The 18,396-nt window shown below is 69.2% G+C and carries 16 protein-coding genes; 6 read left to right on the top strand and 10 right to left on the bottom strand.

Features of this window, described 5'->3' with window-relative positions:
• Positions 1-131: 131 nt before the first annotated feature.
• The 8 genes from CKO43_RS20575 to CKO43_RS20540 form a co-directional block, all read right to left on the bottom strand.
• Entirely contained in the window at positions 132-920 is a 789-nt protein-coding gene (locus CKO43_RS20575) for an HDOD domain-containing protein (RefSeq protein ID WP_346728332.1), read from the bottom strand.
• A 130-nt stretch (positions 921-1,050) separates the two neighbouring features.
• Entirely contained in the window at positions 1,051-2,361 is a 1,311-nt protein-coding gene (gene gltA, locus CKO43_RS20570) for a citrate synthase (protein WP_200229699.1), read from the bottom strand.
• A gap of 19 nt (positions 2,362-2,380) precedes the next feature.
• Positions 2,381-2,662, bottom strand: coding sequence for an FAD assembly factor SdhE (locus CKO43_RS20565; protein WP_200229697.1), 282 nt, complete (start codon positions 2,660-2,662; stop codon positions 2,381-2,383).
• 22 nt (positions 2,663-2,684) lie between these two features.
• A complete protein-coding gene (locus tag CKO43_RS20560; RefSeq protein ID WP_200229696.1) occupies positions 2,685-3,389 on the bottom strand; it encodes a succinate dehydrogenase iron-sulfur subunit in 705 nt (234 codons plus the stop codon).
• Positions 3,390-3,404: 15 nt separating this feature from the next.
• Positions 3,405-5,198, bottom strand: a complete 1,794-nt coding sequence (gene sdhA / locus CKO43_RS20555) for a succinate dehydrogenase flavoprotein subunit (RefSeq protein WP_200229695.1) — start codon at positions 5,196-5,198, stop codon at positions 3,405-3,407.
• Positions 5,199-5,200: 2 nt separating this feature from the next.
• Positions 5,201-5,563 (bottom strand): succinate dehydrogenase, hydrophobic membrane anchor protein, encoded by a 363-nt coding sequence (gene sdhD, locus CKO43_RS20550; RefSeq protein WP_200229694.1) that lies wholly within the window; start codon positions 5,561-5,563, stop codon positions 5,201-5,203.
• Between the two features lie 11 nt (positions 5,564-5,574).
• Complete coding sequence (gene sdhC, locus CKO43_RS20545; protein ID WP_200229693.1) at positions 5,575-5,997, bottom strand: succinate dehydrogenase, cytochrome b556 subunit; 423 nt, start codon at positions 5,995-5,997, stop codon at positions 5,575-5,577.
• A gap of 97 nt (positions 5,998-6,094) precedes the next feature.
• Positions 6,095-6,838, bottom strand: a complete 744-nt coding sequence (locus CKO43_RS20540; protein WP_200229692.1) for a GntR family transcriptional regulator — start codon at positions 6,836-6,838, stop codon at positions 6,095-6,097.
• Between the two features lie 103 nt (positions 6,839-6,941).
• Between CKO43_RS20540 and CKO43_RS20535 the strand changes: the two genes are divergently transcribed.
• From CKO43_RS20535 to CKO43_RS20520, 4 genes are all read left to right on the top strand, one after another.
• Positions 6,942-7,928, top strand: a complete 987-nt coding sequence (locus CKO43_RS20535) for a malate dehydrogenase (protein ID WP_200379786.1) — start codon at positions 6,942-6,944, stop codon at positions 7,926-7,928.
• Positions 7,929-8,024: 96 nt separating this feature from the next.
• A complete protein-coding gene (locus CKO43_RS20530) occupies positions 8,025-9,083 on the top strand; it encodes an HpcH/HpaI aldolase/citrate lyase family protein (RefSeq protein WP_200379785.1) in 1,059 nt (352 codons plus the stop codon).
• 59 nt (positions 9,084-9,142) lie between these two features.
• Positions 9,143-11,731 carry a bifunctional aconitate hydratase 2/2-methylisocitrate dehydratase gene (gene acnB, locus CKO43_RS20525; RefSeq protein WP_200379784.1) on the top strand — a complete coding sequence of 863 codons (2,589 nt, stop codon included), beginning with the start codon at positions 9,143-9,145 and terminating at the stop codon, positions 11,729-11,731.
• 241 nt (positions 11,732-11,972) lie between these two features.
• Complete coding sequence (locus CKO43_RS20520; protein ID WP_200379783.1) at positions 11,973-14,318, top strand: penicillin-binding protein 1A; 2,346 nt, start codon at positions 11,973-11,975, stop codon at positions 14,316-14,318.
• Positions 14,319-14,334: 16 nt separating this feature from the next.
• On the opposite strand, the gene CKO43_RS20515 is transcribed toward CKO43_RS20520, so the two are convergent.
• On the bottom strand, positions 14,335-15,063 hold the full coding sequence (locus CKO43_RS20515; RefSeq protein WP_200229687.1) for a P-loop NTPase family protein: 729 nt from the start codon (positions 15,061-15,063) through the stop codon (positions 14,335-14,337).
• A gap of 74 nt (positions 15,064-15,137) precedes the next feature.
• Here CKO43_RS20515 and CKO43_RS20510 point away from each other — a divergent pair, with 74 nt between their 5' ends.
• The gene (locus tag CKO43_RS20510; RefSeq protein WP_200379782.1) at positions 15,138-16,076 is read left to right on the top strand and encodes an aminotransferase class IV; all 939 of its coding nucleotides are present in this window, start codon (positions 15,138-15,140) and stop codon (positions 16,074-16,076) included.
• 67 nt (positions 16,077-16,143) lie between these two features.
• The gene (locus CKO43_RS20505; protein ID WP_200379781.1) at positions 16,144-16,881 is read left to right on the top strand and encodes a sulfotransferase-like domain-containing protein; all 738 of its coding nucleotides are present in this window, start codon (positions 16,144-16,146) and stop codon (positions 16,879-16,881) included.
• 1 nt (position 16,882) lies between these two features.
• Here the strand turns inward: CKO43_RS20505 and sbcB are convergent, their stop codons facing one another.
• The gene (sbcB, locus tag CKO43_RS20500) at positions 16,883-18,325 is read right to left on the bottom strand and encodes an exodeoxyribonuclease I (protein ID WP_200379780.1); all 1,443 of its coding nucleotides are present in this window, start codon (positions 18,323-18,325) and stop codon (positions 16,883-16,885) included.
• Between the last annotated feature and the right edge of the window lie 71 nt (positions 18,326-18,396).

Here is an 18,396-nt window from a genome sequence, read left to right as displayed (position 1 = left end):
AGCTCGCGATCATGGAGGAGTGCGGCTTCACGATCACGCGCAACCCGTCGGAGATGGGGCGGCTGCTGAAGTCGCTGCTGTAAACAGCCGACGAGCAGCAGACCAAGGCCCGCACGACGGGCCTTTTCGTTTCAGGCCGGCTGCGACTCTTCCTGCAGGGCCGCCATCGCATCGGGCAAGGCCCGGCGCAGCACCGATGCCAGCGCATGCGGGCTGCCGGCGAGGCCGTGGCGCTCGGCATCGGCACCGAAGTCGGCGAACAGCGGCGTGATCGCCCAGCGCCGCGCGGCGCGGCCGAACAGCCGGTGCGCGCGGCGCTCGAGCGCGACGCAGAACGCGGCGCTAGGCGCCGTCACCGGCGCGCCCGAGCGGTCCAGCACGCGCAGCGCGGCGGTCCAGCCGCTGTCGTGCAGCAGCCCGGCGAGGTAGGAGTCGAACACCGGCACATCCTCGGCTGCGGCGGCGGCTTGCGCGGCCAGCGCCTCGGCATGCGTCCACAGCCGGGCTCCGGCGGCCAGGCTCCACGGGCCGGGCGTGCTGTCGTAGATCGGCTTGAGCACGACGCGCGCGATCACCGTCTGCAGCCCCTGCACGCCGATCAGCTGGATCGCCTGCTGCAGGTCCAGCGCCTGGCCGCGATCACGGTAGTAGGCGCTGCTCGCCAGGCGCAGCACCTCGGCCGTCAGCACGACGTCGCGCGAGACCCGCTGGACCATCGCCGAGACCGGCAGGTGCTCGCCCTGGCGCAGCATCGCCAGCAGCTGCGGCACCAGCGCCGCCGCACGCGGCAGCAGTTCGTCGGGAAGGCCCGGCAGCGCGAGCACCGCGTCCACGCGCGCGAGCGCGGCGGCCTCGTCGGCGCGCAGCGGCCCGTCGGCCGGCGCGCCCAGGCCCAACAGCCAGCAGAGCAAAGGCGGCACCTCGGCTGCCGCAGCCGGCTCGGGCTGGGGCGCAGGAGGTGCCGTCGGAGCCGGTGGCCGCACTGCCGTCTCCGGCAGCTGACGCTGCCGTGGTGCGAACAGCCAGGCCAGCCAGCTCATCGGCAGCGCGTCAGCGCTGGTGCAGCGGCGGAACGTCGCGGCGCTCAGAACCGACGAAGAGCTGGCGCGGACGGCCGATCTTGTACTCGGGGTCGCCGATCATCTCGTTCAACTGGGCGATCCAGCCGACGGTGCGTGCGAGCGCGAAGATGGCGGTGAACAGCGACACCGGGATGCCGATCGCACGCTGCACGATGCCGGAGTAGAAGTCGACGTTCGGGTAGAGCTTGCGGGCGACGAAGTACTCGTCTTCGAGCGCGATTTTCTCCAGCGCCATCGCGAGCTTGAACAGCGGATCGTTCTCCAGACCCAGCGCACCCAGCACCTCGTAGCAGGTCTCGCGCATCAGCTTGGCACGCGGGTCGTAGTTCTTGTAGACCCGGTGGCCGAAGCCCATCAGCTTGACGGAGGAGTTCTTGTCCTTCACCTGCTTGATGAACTCGCCGATCTTCTCGATGCCGCCGTTGCGCTGGATGTCCTCCAGCATGTTCAGCGCGGCTTCGTTGGCGCCACCGTGCGCCGGGCCCCAGAGGCAGGCGACGCCGGCGGCGATGGCCGCGAACGGGTTCGTGCCCGAACTGCCGCACAGGCGCACCGTCGAGGTCGACGCGTTCTGCTCGTGATCGGCGTGCAGGATGAAGATGCGGTCCATCGCGCGCACCAGCACCTCGTTGGGCTCGTAGTCCTCGCACGGCGTCGCGAACATCATGCGCATGAAGTTCCCGGCGTACGAGAGCTTGTTGCGCGGGTAGACGTAGGGCTGGCCCTCGCCGTACTTGTAGGCCATCGCGACCAGCGTCGGCATCTTGGCGATCAGGCGGATCGCGGCGATGTTGCGGTGCGTCGGATTGTTGATGTCGGTGCTGTCGTGATAGAAGGCCGACAGCGCGCCCACCAGGCCCGTCAGCACCGCCATCGGGTGCGCGTCACGACGGAAGCCGCGCAGGAAGAACTGCATCTGCTCGTGCACCATCGTGTGCTCGGACACGAGCTTGTGGAAGTCCTTCTGCTTCTGCTCGTTGGGCAGTTCCCCGTAGAGCAGCAGGTAGCAGGTGTCCAGGAAGTCGCACTGGGTGGCGAGCTGCTCGATCGGATAGCCGCGGTACAGCAGCTCCCCCTTGTCGCCATCGATGTAGGTGATGGTCGACTGACACGACGCCGTGCTCAGGAAGCCGGGGTCGTAAGTGAATTTGCCTGTCTGGCCGTAGAGCTTGCGGATGTCGATGACATCCGGGCCGATGCTGCCCTTGTACAGGGGCAGGTCGATGCTCGGGCTGCCGTCCGAGAACGACAGGGTGGCTTTCACGTCGGAGGGGGTCATGTCGAGGCCTTTCTTGAGCTCAGGCGGATGCAGGGTGGGTCGGTCGGCGCAACAGCGCCAGAACCGCTTGCACTTCGGGGCGATCGAGCTCGCCCTGCAGCCCGCGACGGCCGAGCAGCAAGTCGAGCAGATCGTTGTCCGGCAGGTCCATCAAGGCCATCAGCCCCTGGGCCTGCTGCTTCGTGATCGTCGCCTCGTGATCACGAAAGAAACGTTCGACGAACAAGTCGTTCTCCAGCAGACCGCGGCGGCAGCGCCAGCGCAGGCGGCCGAGGTCGGTGGGGTCGAGAAGTTCGTCCATGAGCCTTAGTCGCTTTCTTGTCTCAGATGGCGCGACGGACCATCATTTCCTTGATCTTGGCGATCGCCTTCGTCGGGTTCAGCCCCTTCGGGCAGACGTCGACGCAGTTCATGATCGTGTGGCAGCGATAGAGGCGATAGGGATCCTCGAGGTTGTCCAGGCGTTCGGTGGTCGCCTGGTCGCGGCTGTCGGCGATGAAGCGGTAGGCCTGCAGCAGGCCGGCCGGGCCGACGAACTTGTCCGGGTTCCACCAGAAGCTCGGGCAGCTCGTCGAGCAGCTCGCGCACAGGATGCACTCGTACAGGCCGTTGAGTTCGTCGCGCTCCTCGGGCGACTGCAGGCGCTCGGTCTCGGGCGGGCGCTCGTCGTTGACGAGGTAAGGCTTGATCGAGTGGTACTGCTTGAAGAAGTTGGTCATGTCCACGATCAGGTCGCGGATCACGGGCAGGCCCGGCAACGGCTTGAGCACCACGGTGCCCGGCAGCGTGCGCATGTTGGTCAGGCACGCCAGGCCGTTCTTGCCGTTGATGTTCATCGCGTCGGACCCGCACACGCCTTCGCGGCAGCTGCGGCGGAAGCTGAGCGACGGGTCGACCGCCTTCAGCTTGATCAGCGCGTCCAGCAGCATGCGTTCGCTGCCGTCGAGCTCGACCTGCAGCGTCTGCATGTAGGGCTTGGCGTCCTTGTCCGGGTCGTAGCGGTAGAGCTGGAAGGTACGGAGCGTCATGTCGGAACCTGTGCCTTAGAACGAACGGACCTTGGGCGGGACGCTGTCCACGCTCAGCGGCTTCAGGTTGACCGGCTTGTAGTCGAGCCGGTTGCCTTCGCTGAACCACAGCGTGTGCTTGAGCCACTCTTCGTCGTTGCGGCCGTTCGGGTGTTGCGGGGTGTCGCCGTAGTCGTTGACGGTGTGCGCGCCGCGGCTTTCGTGGCGGGCGGCAGCCGAAACGATGGTCGCCTTCGCGGCCTCGATCAGGTTGTCGACTTCCAGCGCCTCGATGCGGGCGGTGTTGAACACCTTGCTCTTGTCCTTCAGCCCGATGTGCTTGACGCGCTCGGCGATCGCGGCGATCTGGGCCACGCCTTCGTTCAGCACCGCCTGGGTGCGGAAGACGCCGGCGTGCTGCTGCATCGACTTGCGGATGTCGTTGGCGACGTCCTGGGCGTATTCGCCGGAGTTGGAGTTCTCCAGTCGCGCCAGGCGTTCGAGCGAACGGTCGGCGGCGTCGGCCGGCAGGTTCTTGTGGTTCTGGTCCTGCAGCGCGCTGGCGACGATGTGGTTGCCGGCGGCGCGGCCGAAGACCAGCAGGTCCAGCAGCGAGTTCGTGCCCAGGCGGTTGGCGCCGTGCACGCTGACGCAGGAGCATTCGCCGACCGCGTAGAAGCCGTTGACGACCGCGTTCGGCACGCCGTCCTTGGGCACGACGACCTGGCCGTTGATGTTCGTCGGGATGCCACCCATCTGGTAGTGGATGGTCGGCACGACGGGAATCGCTTCCTTCGTGATGTCGACGTTGGCGAAGTTGTGGCCGATCTCGAAAACCGAGGGCAGGCGCTTCAGGATGGTCTCGCCGCCCAGGTGGGTCATGTCGAGGTTGATGTAGTCCTTGTTCGGACCGCAGCCCCGGCCTTCCTTGATCTCCTGGTCCATGCAGCGCGAGACGAAGTCGCGCGGCGCCAGATCCTTCAGCGTCGGCGCGTAGCGCTCCATGAAGCGCTCGCCGTTGGCGTTGCGCAGGATCGCGCCTTCGCCGCGGCAGCCTTCGGTCAGCAGCACGCCGGCGTTATGCACGCCGGTCGGGTGGAACTGCCAGAACTCCATGTCCTGCAGCGGCAGGCCGGCGCGTGCGGCCATGCCCAGACCGTCACCGGTGTTGATGAAGGCGTTGGTGCTGGCGGCATAGATGCGACCGGCGCCGCCGGTCGCGAACAGCGTGCACTTGGCCTGCAGCACGTGGACTTCGCCGGTCTCCATCTCGAGCGCGGTGACGCCGAGCACGTCGCCGTCGGCGTCGCGGATCAGGTCCAGCGCCATCCACTCGACGAAGAAGTTGGTGCGCGCCTTGACGTTCTGCTGGTACAGCGTGTGCAGCATCGCGTGGCCGGTGCGGTCGGCGGCGGCGCAGGCGCGCTGCACCGGCTTCTCGCCGTAGTTGGCGGTGTGGCCGCCGAACGGGCGCTGGTAGATCGTGCCGTCCGGGTTGCGGTCGAACGGCATGCCGAAGTGCTCGAGCTCGTAGACGACCTTGGGCGCCTCGCGGCACATGAACTCGATCGCGTCCTGGTCGCCGAGCCAGTCGGAGCCCTTGACGGTGTCGTAGAAGTGGTAGTGCCAGTTGTCCTCGGCCATGTTGCCCAGGCTGGCACCGATGCCACCCTGGGCCGCGACGGTGTGCGAACGCGTCGGGAACACCTTGGACAGGACAGCGACGTTCAGGCCCGCGCGGGCGAGCTGCAGCGAGGCGCGCATGCCGGAGCCGCCGGCCCCGACGATGACGACGTCGAACTTGCGTTTGGTTAGATGGGCGAGGGCCATCGTCAGAGTCTCCAGAGCACTTGCACGGCCCAGCCGGCGCAGCCGACGAGCCAGACGATGGACAGCACCTGCAGCGTCAGCCTGACGGCGGCGGGCTTCACATAATCCATCCAGATGTCGCGGATGCCGATCCAGGCATGCCACGCGAGCGACACGATGACGACGAAGGTCAGCACCTTCATCCACTGTGCCGAGAAGATGCCGGCCCAGCGGTCGTAGCCGAGCGGGCCGGGTGCCAGCAACTGCACCAGCAGCACCAAGGTGAACAGCGCGATCAGGGCCGCGCTGACGCGCTGCACGAGCCAGTCGCGCGCGCCGTAATGAGCGCCGACGACCAGGCGCTCCGGACCGTAATTCTTGGACATGAGGTGGACCTTCAGTACAGGCCGAACAACTTGGCGCCGAGCAGCGCGGTGAGCGGCAGGCTGATCGCCAGCGTGACGATGGCCGACGCGCGCCCCTGCTCCTTGGAGAAGGCGTGGGCGACGTCCATCCAGAGGTAGCGCAGACCGGCGATGAGGTGGTGCAGGTAGGACCAGATCAGCGCCAGCACCACCAGCTTGACGAGGAACGCCGGCACGAAGCCGATGCCGGCGACGAAGGCCGACGTGAACGTGTCGTAGGAGATCTCGGACGTCAGGCTGTTGTCGAACAGCCAGATGACGAAGGGCAGCAACAGGAACATCAGCGCACCGCTGACGCGGTGCAGGATCGACACGAAGCCGGCCAGGGGCAGCCGGTAGCTGGCGATCTGCGTGATGTGGATGTTGCGAAAGACCGGACGTTGAGTACTTGCCATGTGGGTTGTCCTGTTCGTTCGCACCGGTGTCGCTGCTTTGCGGCAACTCAAAAGAGTTTAATTGCAGCGCGGCAGGCTTACACGGAACTGGGGCAGTTCAGGAAAGTTCGTTGCGATAGTGATGGGAAGAAGTGTTGTAAAGCCCACGCCGCAGTTCGACGGGCCTGTCTCCATAGGTCAGCGACAGCCGCTCGACCGACAGCAGCGGCGCACCCGCCGGCAGCGCCAGCGCATCGGCCTCTTCGCTGCCGGCGGCGACGGCGCGGATTTTCTCTTCGGCGCGGATCATGCGGACGCCGAACTCGGTCTCGAACAGACGGTACATCGGCCCGCGCCAGCCTTGCAGCCGTTCGATCGTCAGTCCCTTGAATGGCGTGCCGGGCAGCCAGATGTCGTCCAGCACCACCGGGCGGCCTTCGGCCAGCAGCAGGCGGCGCAGCTGCACCGCAGTCTCGCCGCTCTTCAGGTCGAGCGCACGGGCGACGTCCACCGGCGGGCGCATGCGGCGACAGTCCAGCAGCCGCCGCTGCATGCTGCCGGCACCACCGTCGTCGGGCCGCAGGCGCAGGAAGCGGTACTGGACCTTCTCCTCGGCATGCGTGGCGACGAAAGTGCCCTTGCCCTGGCGGCGCACCAGCAGGTTCTCGGTCGCGAGTTCGTCGATCGCCTTGCGCACCGTGCCCTGGCTGACCTTGAAGCGGGCCGCCAGTTCGATCTCGCTCGGGATCACGTCGCCGGGCTTCCACTCGCCCGCTTCCAGGCCGCGCACCAGCAGACCCTTGATCTGCTGGTACAGCGGGCTGAACGATGGGGTAGGGTCGACGACCGACGCATCCGGCATCACTCCATTGTCTTACATAAGACATAAGAGCGGTGTGACCGGTCGGCGGCGTCGCTAAAATGCGGATGGCCTCGACCCAACATCCCATCCTGAGGAGCCCCCCATGAGCAAGAAGCCCGTCCGCGTGGCCGTCACCGGCGCCGCCGGCCAGATCGGTTACGCCCTGCTGTTCCGTATCGCCTCGGGCGAGATGCTGGGCAAGGACCAGCCGGTCATCCTTCAGCTGCTGGAGCTCCCGGTCGAGAAGGCCCAGGAAGCGCTTCGCGGCGTGATGATGGAACTCGAGGATTGCGCCTTCCCGCTGCTGGCCGGCATGGAAGCCCATTCCGACCCGATGACCGCCTTCAAGGACACCGACTACGCCCTGCTCGTCGGCGCCCGCCCGCGCGGCCCCGGCATGGAGCGCGCCGACCTGCTGGCCGCCAACGCCCAGATCTTCACCGCCCAGGGCAAGGCGCTGAACGCCGTCGCCAGCCGCGACGTGCGCGTGCTCGTCGTCGGCAACCCGGCCAACACCAACGCCTACATCGCGATGAAGAGCGCACCGGATCTGAAGCCGGGCAACTTCACCGCGATGCTGCGCCTGGACCACAACCGCGCCGCCAGCCAGATCGCCGCCAAGACCGGCAAGCCGGTGTCGGCCATCAAGAAGCTGGCCGTCTGGGGCAACCACAGCCCGACGATGTACGCCGACTACCGCTTCGCGACGATCGAAGGCGCCTCGGTCAAGGACACGATCAACGACCAGGTCTGGAACCAGGACGTGTTCCTGCCGACCGTCGGCAAGCGCGGCGCGGCGATCATCGCCGCGCGCGGCGTGTCCTCGGCCGCCTCGGCCGCCAACGCCGCCATCGACCACATGCGCGACTGGGCTCTGGGCACCCACGGCGAATGGGTCACGATGGGCGTGCCCAGCAAGGGCGAGTACGGCATCCCCAAGGACGTGATGTTCGGCTTCCCGGTCACCTGCGAAGGCGGCGAATACAAGATCGTCGAAGGCCTGCCGATCGACGAGTTCTCGCAAGCCTGCATCGACAAGACCCTGGCCGAACTGCTGGGCGAACGCGACGGCGTCACGCACCTGCTCTGATCGGCCGAGCGCCGCGCTTGCCTGACAGGCGCGGTGGCCCCAAGATCGACGGCGCCCGGCAACGGGCGCCGTTTTCATTTCAGCTGCCGCATGACGATGACCGCAACCGTCCACCCCCGCCTGGCGCTGTTCGACCCCGACGAGCTCGCCACCCCCGCCCTGCCCGTCTGCGACCACTACAGCGGCGTCGAGGCGCGCATGAGGAAGAGCCTGGCGCTGCAGGCCGAGCTCGGGCCCATCTTCGACGTCACGCTCGACGGCGAGGACGGCGCGCCGGTCGGCGGCGAACTCGAGCACGCCGAGTTGATGGCCGAGCTCGTCGGCGGGCCGGACAACCGCTACGGCCGCGTCGGCATCCGGCTGCAGGCCGTCGACCACCCGCGCTTCGAGCAGGTGGCCGACCTCGTCGTCGGCCGCGTCGGTGCACGCCTGGCCTATTTGATGATCCCCAAGCCGCGCGGCCTGGCCGACTTCGAACGCGCCGCGGCAACGGTCGACGAATCGACCCGCCGCCACGGCCTGGCGCGCACGATCCCGCTGCACGCGATGGTCGAGACCCACGGCGCCTTGCGCGAGGTGCAGGCGCTGGCGGCGCACCCGCGCATCGAGTCGCTGTCCTTCGGGCTGATGGACTTCGTCTCGGCGCACCGCGGCGCGATCCCGCAGAGCGCGATGGGCGTCACGGGCCAGTTCGAGCACCCGCTGGTGCTGCGCGCCAAGCTCGAGGTCGCCGCCGCCTGCCACGGCTTCGGCAAGGTGCCGTCGCACTGCGTCGTCACCGAGTTCAAGGACGCCAAGGCGATCGCCGAGGCCGCCGAGAAGGCGTCGCGCCGCCTGGGCTACACACGCATGTGGAGCATCCACCCGTCGCAGATCCAGCCCATCGTCGACGCCTTCGCGCCCAGCACGGCCGAGGTCGACCTGGCGATCGAGATCATCGTCGCCGCCCAGGCCGCCGGCTGGGCGCCGATCCGCCACCGCGACACGCTGCACGACCGCGCCAGCTACCGCTACTTCTGGCAGGTGCTGGAGCGTGCGCACCAGACCTCGGGCCGCGATGGCCCGCAACTGCCGGCCGAGGTGCGGCGTGCGTTCTTCGGCGAATCCTGCGCCCGCCGAGCCCGAGCGCCGACCCAAGTCTTATATAAGACATAAAATAGATGAGGCGAGGCCGAGGGCCCGCCCCGAAACCCGCCTGCCGCAGGAGAACGCCCGTGCTGACCGCCTACCGCCAACATGCCGCCGAACGCGCCGCGCTCGGCATCCCGCCGCTGCCGCTGGACGCCGCGCAGACCGCCGCGCTGGTCGAACTGATCCGCAACCCGCCGGCCGGCGAAGAAGACTTCCTGCTGGACCTGCTGACGCACCGCGTGCCGCCGGGCGTCGACGACGCCGCCAAGGTCAAGGCCTCGTTCCTGGCCGCCGTCGCGCACGGCGAGCTGAAGGTCGGCCTCGTTTCCAAGGCCAAGGCCACCGAGCTGCTGGGCACGATGGTCGGCGGCTACAACGTGCATCCGCTGATCGAACTGCTGGACGATGCCGAGGTTGCCGACGTCGCCGCCGCGGGGCTGAAGAAGACCCTGCTGATGTTCGACTACTTCCACGACGTCGCCGAGAAGGCGCGCGCCGGCAACGCCCGGGCCAAGGAAGTGATCCAGTCCTGGGCCGACGCCGAGTGGTTCACGACGCGGCCTGAAGTGCCGAAGTCGATCACCGTCAGCGTCTTCAAGGTGCCAGGCGAGACCAACACCGACGACCTGTCGCCGGCGCCCGACGCCTGGAGCCGCCCGGACATCCCGCTGCACTACCTGGCGATGCTGAAGAACACGCGCCCGGACGCCGCCTTCAGGCCCGAGGAAGACGGCAAGCGCGGGCCGATGCGATTCATCGACGAACTGAAGGCCAAGGGCCACCTCGTCGCCTACGTCGGCGACGTCGTCGGCACCGGCTCGTCGCGCAAGAGCGCGACCAACAGCGTCATCTGGGCCACCGGCCAGGACATCCCGTTCGTGCCGAACAAACGTTTCGGCGGCGTCACGCTGGGCGGCAAGATCGCGCCGATCTTCTTCAACACGCAGGAAGACTCGGGCAGCCTGCCGATCGAGGTCGACGTCTCCAAGCTCGAGATGGGCGACGTCATCGAGGTCCTGCCCTACGACGGCCGGCTGCTGAAGAACGGCGCGCCGGTGGCCGAATTCAAGCTGAAGAGCGAGGTGCTGCTCGACGAGGTGCGCGCCGGCGGCCGCATCAACCTGATCATCGGCCGCTCGCTCACCGCCAAGGCGCGCGACTTCCTCGGCCTGCCGGCGGCCACGACGTTCCGCCTGCCGGTGGCGCCCCAGGACAGCGGCCGCGGCTTCACGGTGGCGCAGAAGATGGTCGGCCGCGCCTGCGGCCTGCCCGAGGGCCAGGGCGTTCGTCCGGGCACCTACTGCGAACCCAGGATGACCACCGTCGGCAGCCAGGACACGACCGGCCCGATGACACGCGACGAGCTGAAGGACCTGGCCTGCCTGGGCTTCAGCGCCGACCTCGTGATGCAGAGCTTCTGCCACACCGCCGCCTACCCCAAGCCGGTGGACGTGAAGACGCACCGCGAACTGCCGGCCTTCATCAGCAACCGCGGCGGCGTCGCGCTGCGCCCGGGCGACGGCGTCATCCACAGCTGGCTCAACCGCCTGCTGCTGCCCGACACCGTCGGCACCGGCGGCGACAGCCACACGCGGTTCCCGATCGGCATCAGCTTCCCCGCCGGCTCGGGCCTGGTCGCCTTCGGCGCCGCCACCGGCGTGATGCCGCTGGACATGCCGGAATCGGTGCTGGTGCGCTTCAAGGGCCAGATGCAGCCCGGCGTCACGCTGCGCGACCTGGTGCACGCGATCCCGCTGTACGCGATCAAGGCCGGGCTCCTGACCGTCGCCAAGGCCGGCAAGAAGAACATCTTCAGCGGCCGCATCCTCGAGATCGAGGGCCTGCCGGACCTGAAGGTCGAACAGGCTTTCGAGCTGTCCGACGCATCGGCCGAACGTTCGGCCGCCGGCTGCACGATCAAGCTGAACCAGGCGCCGGTGATCGAGTACCTGAAGTCCAACGTCGTGCTGATGAAGAACATGATCGCCGACGGCTATGCAGATCGGCGCACGCTGGAGCGCCGCATCCAGGCGGTCGAGGCCTGGCTGGCCAAGCCCAGCCTGCTCGAAGCCGACGCCGACGCCGAATACGCCGCGGTCATCGAGATCGACCTGGCCGAGCTGAAGGAGCCGGTGCTCTGCTGCCCGAACGACCCGGACGACGCCAAGGTCCTGAGCGAGGTCGCCGGCACCAAGATCGACGAAGCCTTCATCGGCTCGTGCATGACCAACATCGGCCACTTCCGCGCTGCGGCCAAGCTGCTGGGCGGCCAGCGCGACATCCCCGTCAAGCTGTGGGTCGCGCCGCCGACCAAGATGGACCAGAGCGAGCTGATCAAGGAAGGCCACTACGCCGCCTTCGGCAGCGCCGGCGCGCGCACCGAGATGCCGGGCTGCAGCCTGTGCATGGGCAACCAGGCCCAGGTGCGCGAAGGCGCGACGGTGGTCTCGACCTCGACGCGCAACTTTCCCAACCGCCTGGGCAAGAACACCCAGGTCTTCCTGGCCTCGGCCGAACTGGCGGCGATCGCCTCCAAGCTCGGCAAGCTGCCGACGGTGGCCGAATACCACGCGGCGATGGGCGTCATCAACCAGGACACGAGCGTCTACCGCTACCTGAACTTCGACCAGATCGAGGAGTACGCCGAGACCGCCAGGGCGGTCGCGGTCTGAGCGACCGGGCTCCAGGCAAAGGCCCGCCGGCGACGGCGGGCCTTTTTCATGCGCCGGTGCCCGCCGATGACACCGCCCGGCACAGCGTCATCCCCCGGTTTGTTACCCTCGCGGCTTTCGCCAACGCGCGCCGACGCGCCGCCCAACGGGCCGCAGCGCCGCACGCCTTCGATGCCGTGACCCGTTCCCGCCCTGCCTCAGGCCCCGCCCAGTCCGCCCCCGTTCACGCGCCGAGGTCCTGATGCAGCCGCTGGTGAAGAAGATCGCGCTCGGCGCGGGCGCCGTCGTCGGCGCGCTGGTCCTGGTGTTCATCGTCTCGGTCGTCTGGTACTCGACACGGCTGCCGCCGCTGGACGACGTGCTCGACTACCGCCCGCGCCAGCACCTGCAGGTGTTCACCGCAGACGGCGTCGAGATCGCCCAGTTCGGCAGCGAGCGCCGCGTCTTCGTGCCGATCGAGAAGGCGCCGAAGCTGATGCAGGACGCGGTGCTGGCCGTCGAGGACTGGCATTTCCGCGAACACGGCGGCATCAGCGGCCGCGCGCTGCTGCGCGCGCTCTGGGCCAACATGACCGGCGGCATGCCGCAGGGCGCGAGCACGATCACGCAGCAGGTCGCGCGCACCTTCTTCCTGTCGACCAAGCGCACGCCCGAACGCAAGATCAAGGAGGCGCTGCTGGCACTCGAGATCGAGCGCCGGCTCTCGAAGGACGAGATCCTCGAGCTCTACCTGAACCAGATCTACCTCGGCCAGCGCGCCTACGGCTTCGGCGCCGCGGCACAGGTCTATTTCGGCAAGGAGCTGGCCGAGCTCGACGTCGCCGAAGCGGCGATGCTCGCCGGCCTGCCGCAGAACCCCGGCTACGCGAACCCGATCACCAACCTGGAACGCGCCAAGCGCCGCCAGGCGATCGTGCTGCAGCGCATGCTGGACACCGGCGTCATCGACGAGGCCGCCTACCGCAAGGCGCTGGACGAGCCGCTGGCCGTGCGCAAGCCCGGCGAGGTCGAGGTGCACGCGGCGCACGTCGCCGAGATGGCGCGCCAGGCGGTGGTCGAACGTGTCGGCGACAAGGCCTACACCCAGGGCATACGCGTCTACACCTCGCTGCGCGCGGCCGACCAGGAAGCCGCCTACAAGGCGCTGCGGCGCGCGGTGATCGCGCACGAGGCACGCCAGGCCTGGCGCGGCCCCGAGGGCCACGAGGACCTGCCGGCTGACGGCGACGTCGAACGCGCTGCCGCCCAGGCGCTGCGCGACCACAACGACGACGAGGACCTGCGTGTCGCCATCGTCACCGCCGCCAGCACCAAGGAAGTCGTCGCCGTGCTCGCCAGCGGCGAGACCGTGCGCATCGCCAGCGCCGGCCTGCGCGCGGCGCTGCCCGGGCTGCAGCCCAAGGCCAAGGAGGCGCTGGCGATCACACGCGGCGCGGTCATCCGCCTGGCCGGCCGCACGCGCGGCGACCGCACCGAGTGGAGCATTACCCAGTGGCCGCGCGCCGAAGGTGCTTTCGTCGCGCTCGACCCGAAGACCGGCCGTGTGCGTGCGCTCGTCGGCGGCTTCGACTTCGCGACCCAGCAGTTCAACCACGTCACCCATGCCTGGCGCCAGCCGGGTTCGTCGTTCAAACCCTTCCTGTACTCGGCCGCGTTCGAATCCGGGCTGATGCCCGACAGCGTCGTCGACGACGAACCCTGGAGCGGCACCGACGCCAACGGCAACCCCGGCGGCTGGGACCCGCACAACTCCGACGGCCGCTTCGACGGCCCGATCACGCTGCGCGAGGCGCTGACCCGCTCGAAGAACATGGTCAGCATCCGCGTCGTGCGCCACGTCGGCGTCGCCGAGGCGCTGCAGTGGACCTCGCGCTACGGCTTCGAGCCCAAACGCCAGCCCGACAACCTGACGCTGGCGCTGGGCGCCGGCAGCACGACGCCGATGCAGCTCGCAGGTGCCTACGCGGTGCTGGCCAACGGCGGCTGGCGCGTGACGCCCAACGTCATCGAACGCATCGCCGACGCCGACGGCAAGACGATCTGGCAGGCGCCGGCGCCGGCCGCGCTCGACGAAGCCAGACGCGCGGTGCCGGCGCGCAACGTGTTCCTGGTCAACAGCCTGCTGAACGACGTCACCCGCGTCGGCACCGCGGCGCGGGCGCAGGCTGCGCTGAAACGCCCCGACCTCTACGGCAAGACCGGCACCACCAACGACGCCGTCGATGCCTGGTTCGCCGGCTTCCAGCCGGGCGTGGTCGCGGTCGCCTGGATGGGCTACGACGAGCCGCGCAGCCTGGGCGGCGGCGAGTCGGGCGGCGGCCTGGCGCTGCCGATGTGGATAGACGCGATGCAGGTGATGTTGCGCGGCGTGCCGGTGGCGACAGCCGAGCCGCCCGAAGGCGTGGTGCGAGGTGCCCAGGACTGGCGTTACGCCGAGTGGGCCGAACACGCGCCGGTCGAGCGCATACACGACGGCGGCGAGGTCGAGTCGGCTCCGGCGGCGCCACCCGCGGCCTCGGGCGCCGCATCGGCAGCGGCGCCGGCGGCATCGGTCGCGGTGCCGCCGGCGTCGGCGGCCTCGCGCTGACGCCGGACGCAGCCGCTTAAGGCTCGACGCTCGCGACCTGCGCGAAGGCGTGCGCCAGCCAGAGCTTCAGGCGCTGGCGCTCCATCATGCCCAGGCCGGGGCCGTCGATCGCGGTCACGTTGCGCGCCGCCCAGAAGCTGGCGTTGCGCGCGTCGATCTTCTGCACCACGCTCTCGTGCAGCCGGCGCAGCGAGATCACGCGTGCGCCCAGGCCGAGTGCACGCTCGAGCTGGCCCGAACGTTCGAGCTGGCCGAAGTCGTCGCCACGCAGCTCGTTCTTCACCAGCACGTAGTGCACACGCTGGCCGAAACGCTCGAGCAGGCGCGCGAGCAGGTCGACCGAATCGCGGCCGCTGTCCATCACGTGCCAGTAGTTCAGCGCCAGGCCGGAGAGGTCGGCCATGTCGAGCACGCCGGAGTCGTCCATCCAGCGCACCAGCGGCTCCTGGGTCTGCGCCGCCAGGTCGACGAGCACACGCCGGCCGGGCTGCTCGACGGCGGTCTCGACGATGCGGTCCAGCGCCTCGTAGCGGTCGACCAGCACCGGCGAGGCGTAGTCGGCGTAGAAGCGCAGCAGCGAGCCGTGCGAGCGGTCGGTGTCGAAGCCGACGAAGGGCAGTTCGTGGTCGATGAAGTACTGCGCCAGCACGCGCGACATCATCGACTTGCCGACGCCGCCCTTCTCGCCGCCGACGAGGTGGATCTTGGAGACCGGTTCGGTCTGCAGGGTGGGGACTTCTTCCATGCGGACCATTGTGCCGCCGCGCCTGCGACGGATGACGTATCGGCGAGAAACCTCACGCTGCGTACACTGGCCCGATGGCACAGAGCATCCAGGACTTCCACGACGATCCGCGCAACGCCGACATCCGCATCTGGGTCAACGGCGAGCTGAAACACCGCAACGAGGCCGTGGTCTCGGTCTTCGACAGCGGCTTCGTGCTCGGCGACGGCGTCTGGGAAGGCCTGCGCATCTTCGGCGGCCATCCGGCCTTTCTCGACGCCCACCTCGACCGGCTCTACGAAGGCGCCAAGGCGCTGGCGATGGACATCGGCCTGAACCGCGCCGAACTCACCGACGCGATCTACGCCACGCTCGCCGCCAACGGCATGCACGGCGACGGCGCGCACGCCCGGCTGATGGTGACCCGCGGCGTCAAGCGCACGCCCTACCAGGACCCGCGAGCGACGATAGGCCGCGCCACCGTGGTCATCATCGCCGAGTTCAAGACCGCCAAACCCGAGACGCTGGCCCAGGGCCTGAACCTGTTCACGGTGCACGTGCGCCGCGGTTTCCCCGACGTGCAGGACCCCAAGCTGAACAGCCACAGCAAGATCAACTGCATCAGCGCCTGCATCCAGGCCTACACGGCGGGCGCCGACGAGGCGTTGATGCTGGACCCGCACGGCTTCGTCGCCACCTGCAACTCGACGCACTTCTTCATCGTGCGCCGCGGCGAGGTCTGGACCTCCAGCGGCGACTACTGCCTGGGCGGCATCACGCGCGCCAACGTGCTGCAGATCTGCCGCGAAGCCGGCATCCCGGCGCGCGAGAAGAACTTCAGCCTGACCGAGGTCTACGGCGCCGACGAGGCCTTCGTCACCGGCACCTTCGCCGGCCTGGCGCCGGTGCGCCAGGTCGACGGCCGCACGATAGGCGACGGCGCGCCCGGGCCCATGCTGGCGCGGCTGCGTGCGCTGTATGCCGAGCTGGTGCAGCGCGATATCGCGGCGCGCGCCGCCACCCGGGCAGCATGAGCCCTCAGGACTTGTCTGGGGCTCATTCCCGCCTGGCGGGACCGGCCGCAGGCCGAAGGGAGCTCCAGTGAACGCGCCGCGCCGCATCGCCGCCTGGAGCGGCCCGCGCAACATCTCGACGGCGATGATGCGCGCCTGGGAGAACCGCGGCGACTGCGCCGTCAGCGACGAGCCGCTGTACGCGCACTACCTGCAGGCCACGCAGCTGGACCACCCGGGCCGCGACGAGGTCATCGCCGCCGGCGACATCGACTGCAAGCGCGTCGCCGCTGCGCTCGCCGACGGCCCGGCGCCGGGCGGCGCGCCGCTCTGGTACCAGAAGCACATGACGCACCACCTGCTGCCGGGCATGGATCTGGGCTGGGTGCACCGGCTCGAGAACGTGTTCCTGATCCGCGACCCGGCGCTGGTCGTCGCCAGCTACCTGAAGTCGCGCGCAACGGTCGCGCCCGAGGACATCGGCCTGCTGCAGCAATCGCGGCTCTTCGACGAGATCGCCGACCGGCTCGGCCAGGCGCCGCCGGTGATCGACGCCGAACGTTTCCTGCACGCGCCCGAGGCCCAGCTGCGTGCGCTCTGCGAGCGCCTGGCCCTGCCCTTTACCGAACGCATGCTGGCCTGGCCTGCCGGCCCGCGCGCCAGCGACGGCGTCTGGGCGCCGCACTGGTACGACGCGGTCTGGCGGTCCACCGGCTTCGAGCCGCCGCGTGAACGGCGCGTGGTGCTCGCCGGTGACGCGGCACGTGCCGCCGACACCTGCCGCCCGGCCTACGAGGCGCTGCTGCGCCACGCGCTGGCGCTGTGAATCAGGCGTCGGGCGCGATCTGCTCGGCGTAGTCGTAGAGCGCTTCCAGCAGCGCCTGCGCCCGTTCGTCCTCGCGTTCGCCGGCGGCTTCGGCGAGTTCGTCTATGCGCTCGAAATACGCCTGCAGCGTCAGCCCGCCGCCGACGCCGTCGATCAGGCGCGCGTGCCGGTGCGCGGCCCAGCGCTGCTGCTCCTCGTCGCCCAGCGTCTCGGCGAAGTTGCGTGCGCGGTAGCGGAACAGCAGTTCCTCCAGCCGCGGGTCGTCGAAAGCCGGGCGGCGCGCAGCCAATGCCGTGCCGTCCAGCGTGCGCAGCCGCTGCAGCTGGCGCCGGTCCTCGTCGCCGAGGAAACCGCCGTACAGGTCTTCGTCGACGTCGACCGGGCCTTCGGCCGCCGGGCGCGAGAACACCTCGGCCCAGAGCGGGTCCAGCGTGCGGCCGAGTGCGGCGGCCTTCGCGGCATGCGCCATCGCGCGCTCCAGGTCCAGCCCCCAGCGCTCACGCGCCGGGCCCAGCGTCTTCAGGTTGGAGATGACCACCGGCGACTTGTTCAGGTGGATGGTCTTGACCGGCAGCCGGGTCTCGCCGGCAGCGGCCAGTTCCTCGGTCTTGGTGTACAGGCGCCGGCGCACGGTCGCCGCATCCAGCCCGGCCAGCTCCGACGGGTCCTGCGCCAGGTCCCAGACGATCAGCTCGTTGCGATTCGTCGGGTGCGACGCCAGCGGCCAGACGACGGCCATGCAGCCGTTCTCGACGCCGTACATGCCCGACAGGTGCAGAAAGGGCCGGCCGACGCCGATCTCGGCCCGCACCGCGTCCTTCTGGCGCAGCTTCAGGCAGAAGTCCCACAGCCGCGGCTGGCGCTGGCGCAGCAGCCGCGCCAGCGCGATCGTCGCGCGCACGTCCGAGAGCGCATCGTGCGCCGCCTCGTGCACCAGACCGTTGGCGGCGCTCAGGTGCTCGAGCTTGAACGAAGGCCGCCCGTCTTCGTGTTTCGGCCACTCGATGCCTTCGGGCCGCAGCGCCCAGCAGCAGCGCACCACGTCCAGCAGGTCCCAGCGGCCGCAGCCGTTCTGCCATTCGCGCGCGTACGGGTCGATCAGGTTGCGCCAGAAGAGGAAACGCGTGACCTCGTCGTCGAAGCGGATGCTGTTGTAGCCGACGCCCACCGTGCCAGGCGCAGCCAGCGCGGCTTCGATGCGCGCGGCGAATTCGCGCTCGGCGACACCTTCGGCCAGCGCCTGCTGCGGCAGGATGCCGGTCAGGAGGCAGCTCTCCGGGTCGGGCAGGCTGTCGGGCGCCGGGCGGCAGAAGAACATCTGCGGCGCGCCGATCTCGTTCAATTCGGCGTCGGTGCGCACGCCGGCGAACTGCGCCGGACGGTCGCGCCGCGGCACGCGGCCGAAGGTCTCGTAGTCGTGCCAGAAGAAGGTGGTCTCAGCCATCGCGGCACGATAGCGCAAGGCGTGCGCTGCGCTCGCACGAGATGACGCACGACACGCGCCGGGCCCCGGAT

The organism is Rubrivivax gelatinosus (assembly GCF_016583785.1).
Taxonomy (GTDB): Bacteria; Pseudomonadota; Gammaproteobacteria; order Burkholderiales; family Burkholderiaceae_C; genus Rubrivivax; species Rubrivivax gelatinosus_B.
The sequence above is the reverse complement of the archived record's forward strand: the minus strand, read 5'-3'. Positions and strand labels throughout refer to the sequence as shown.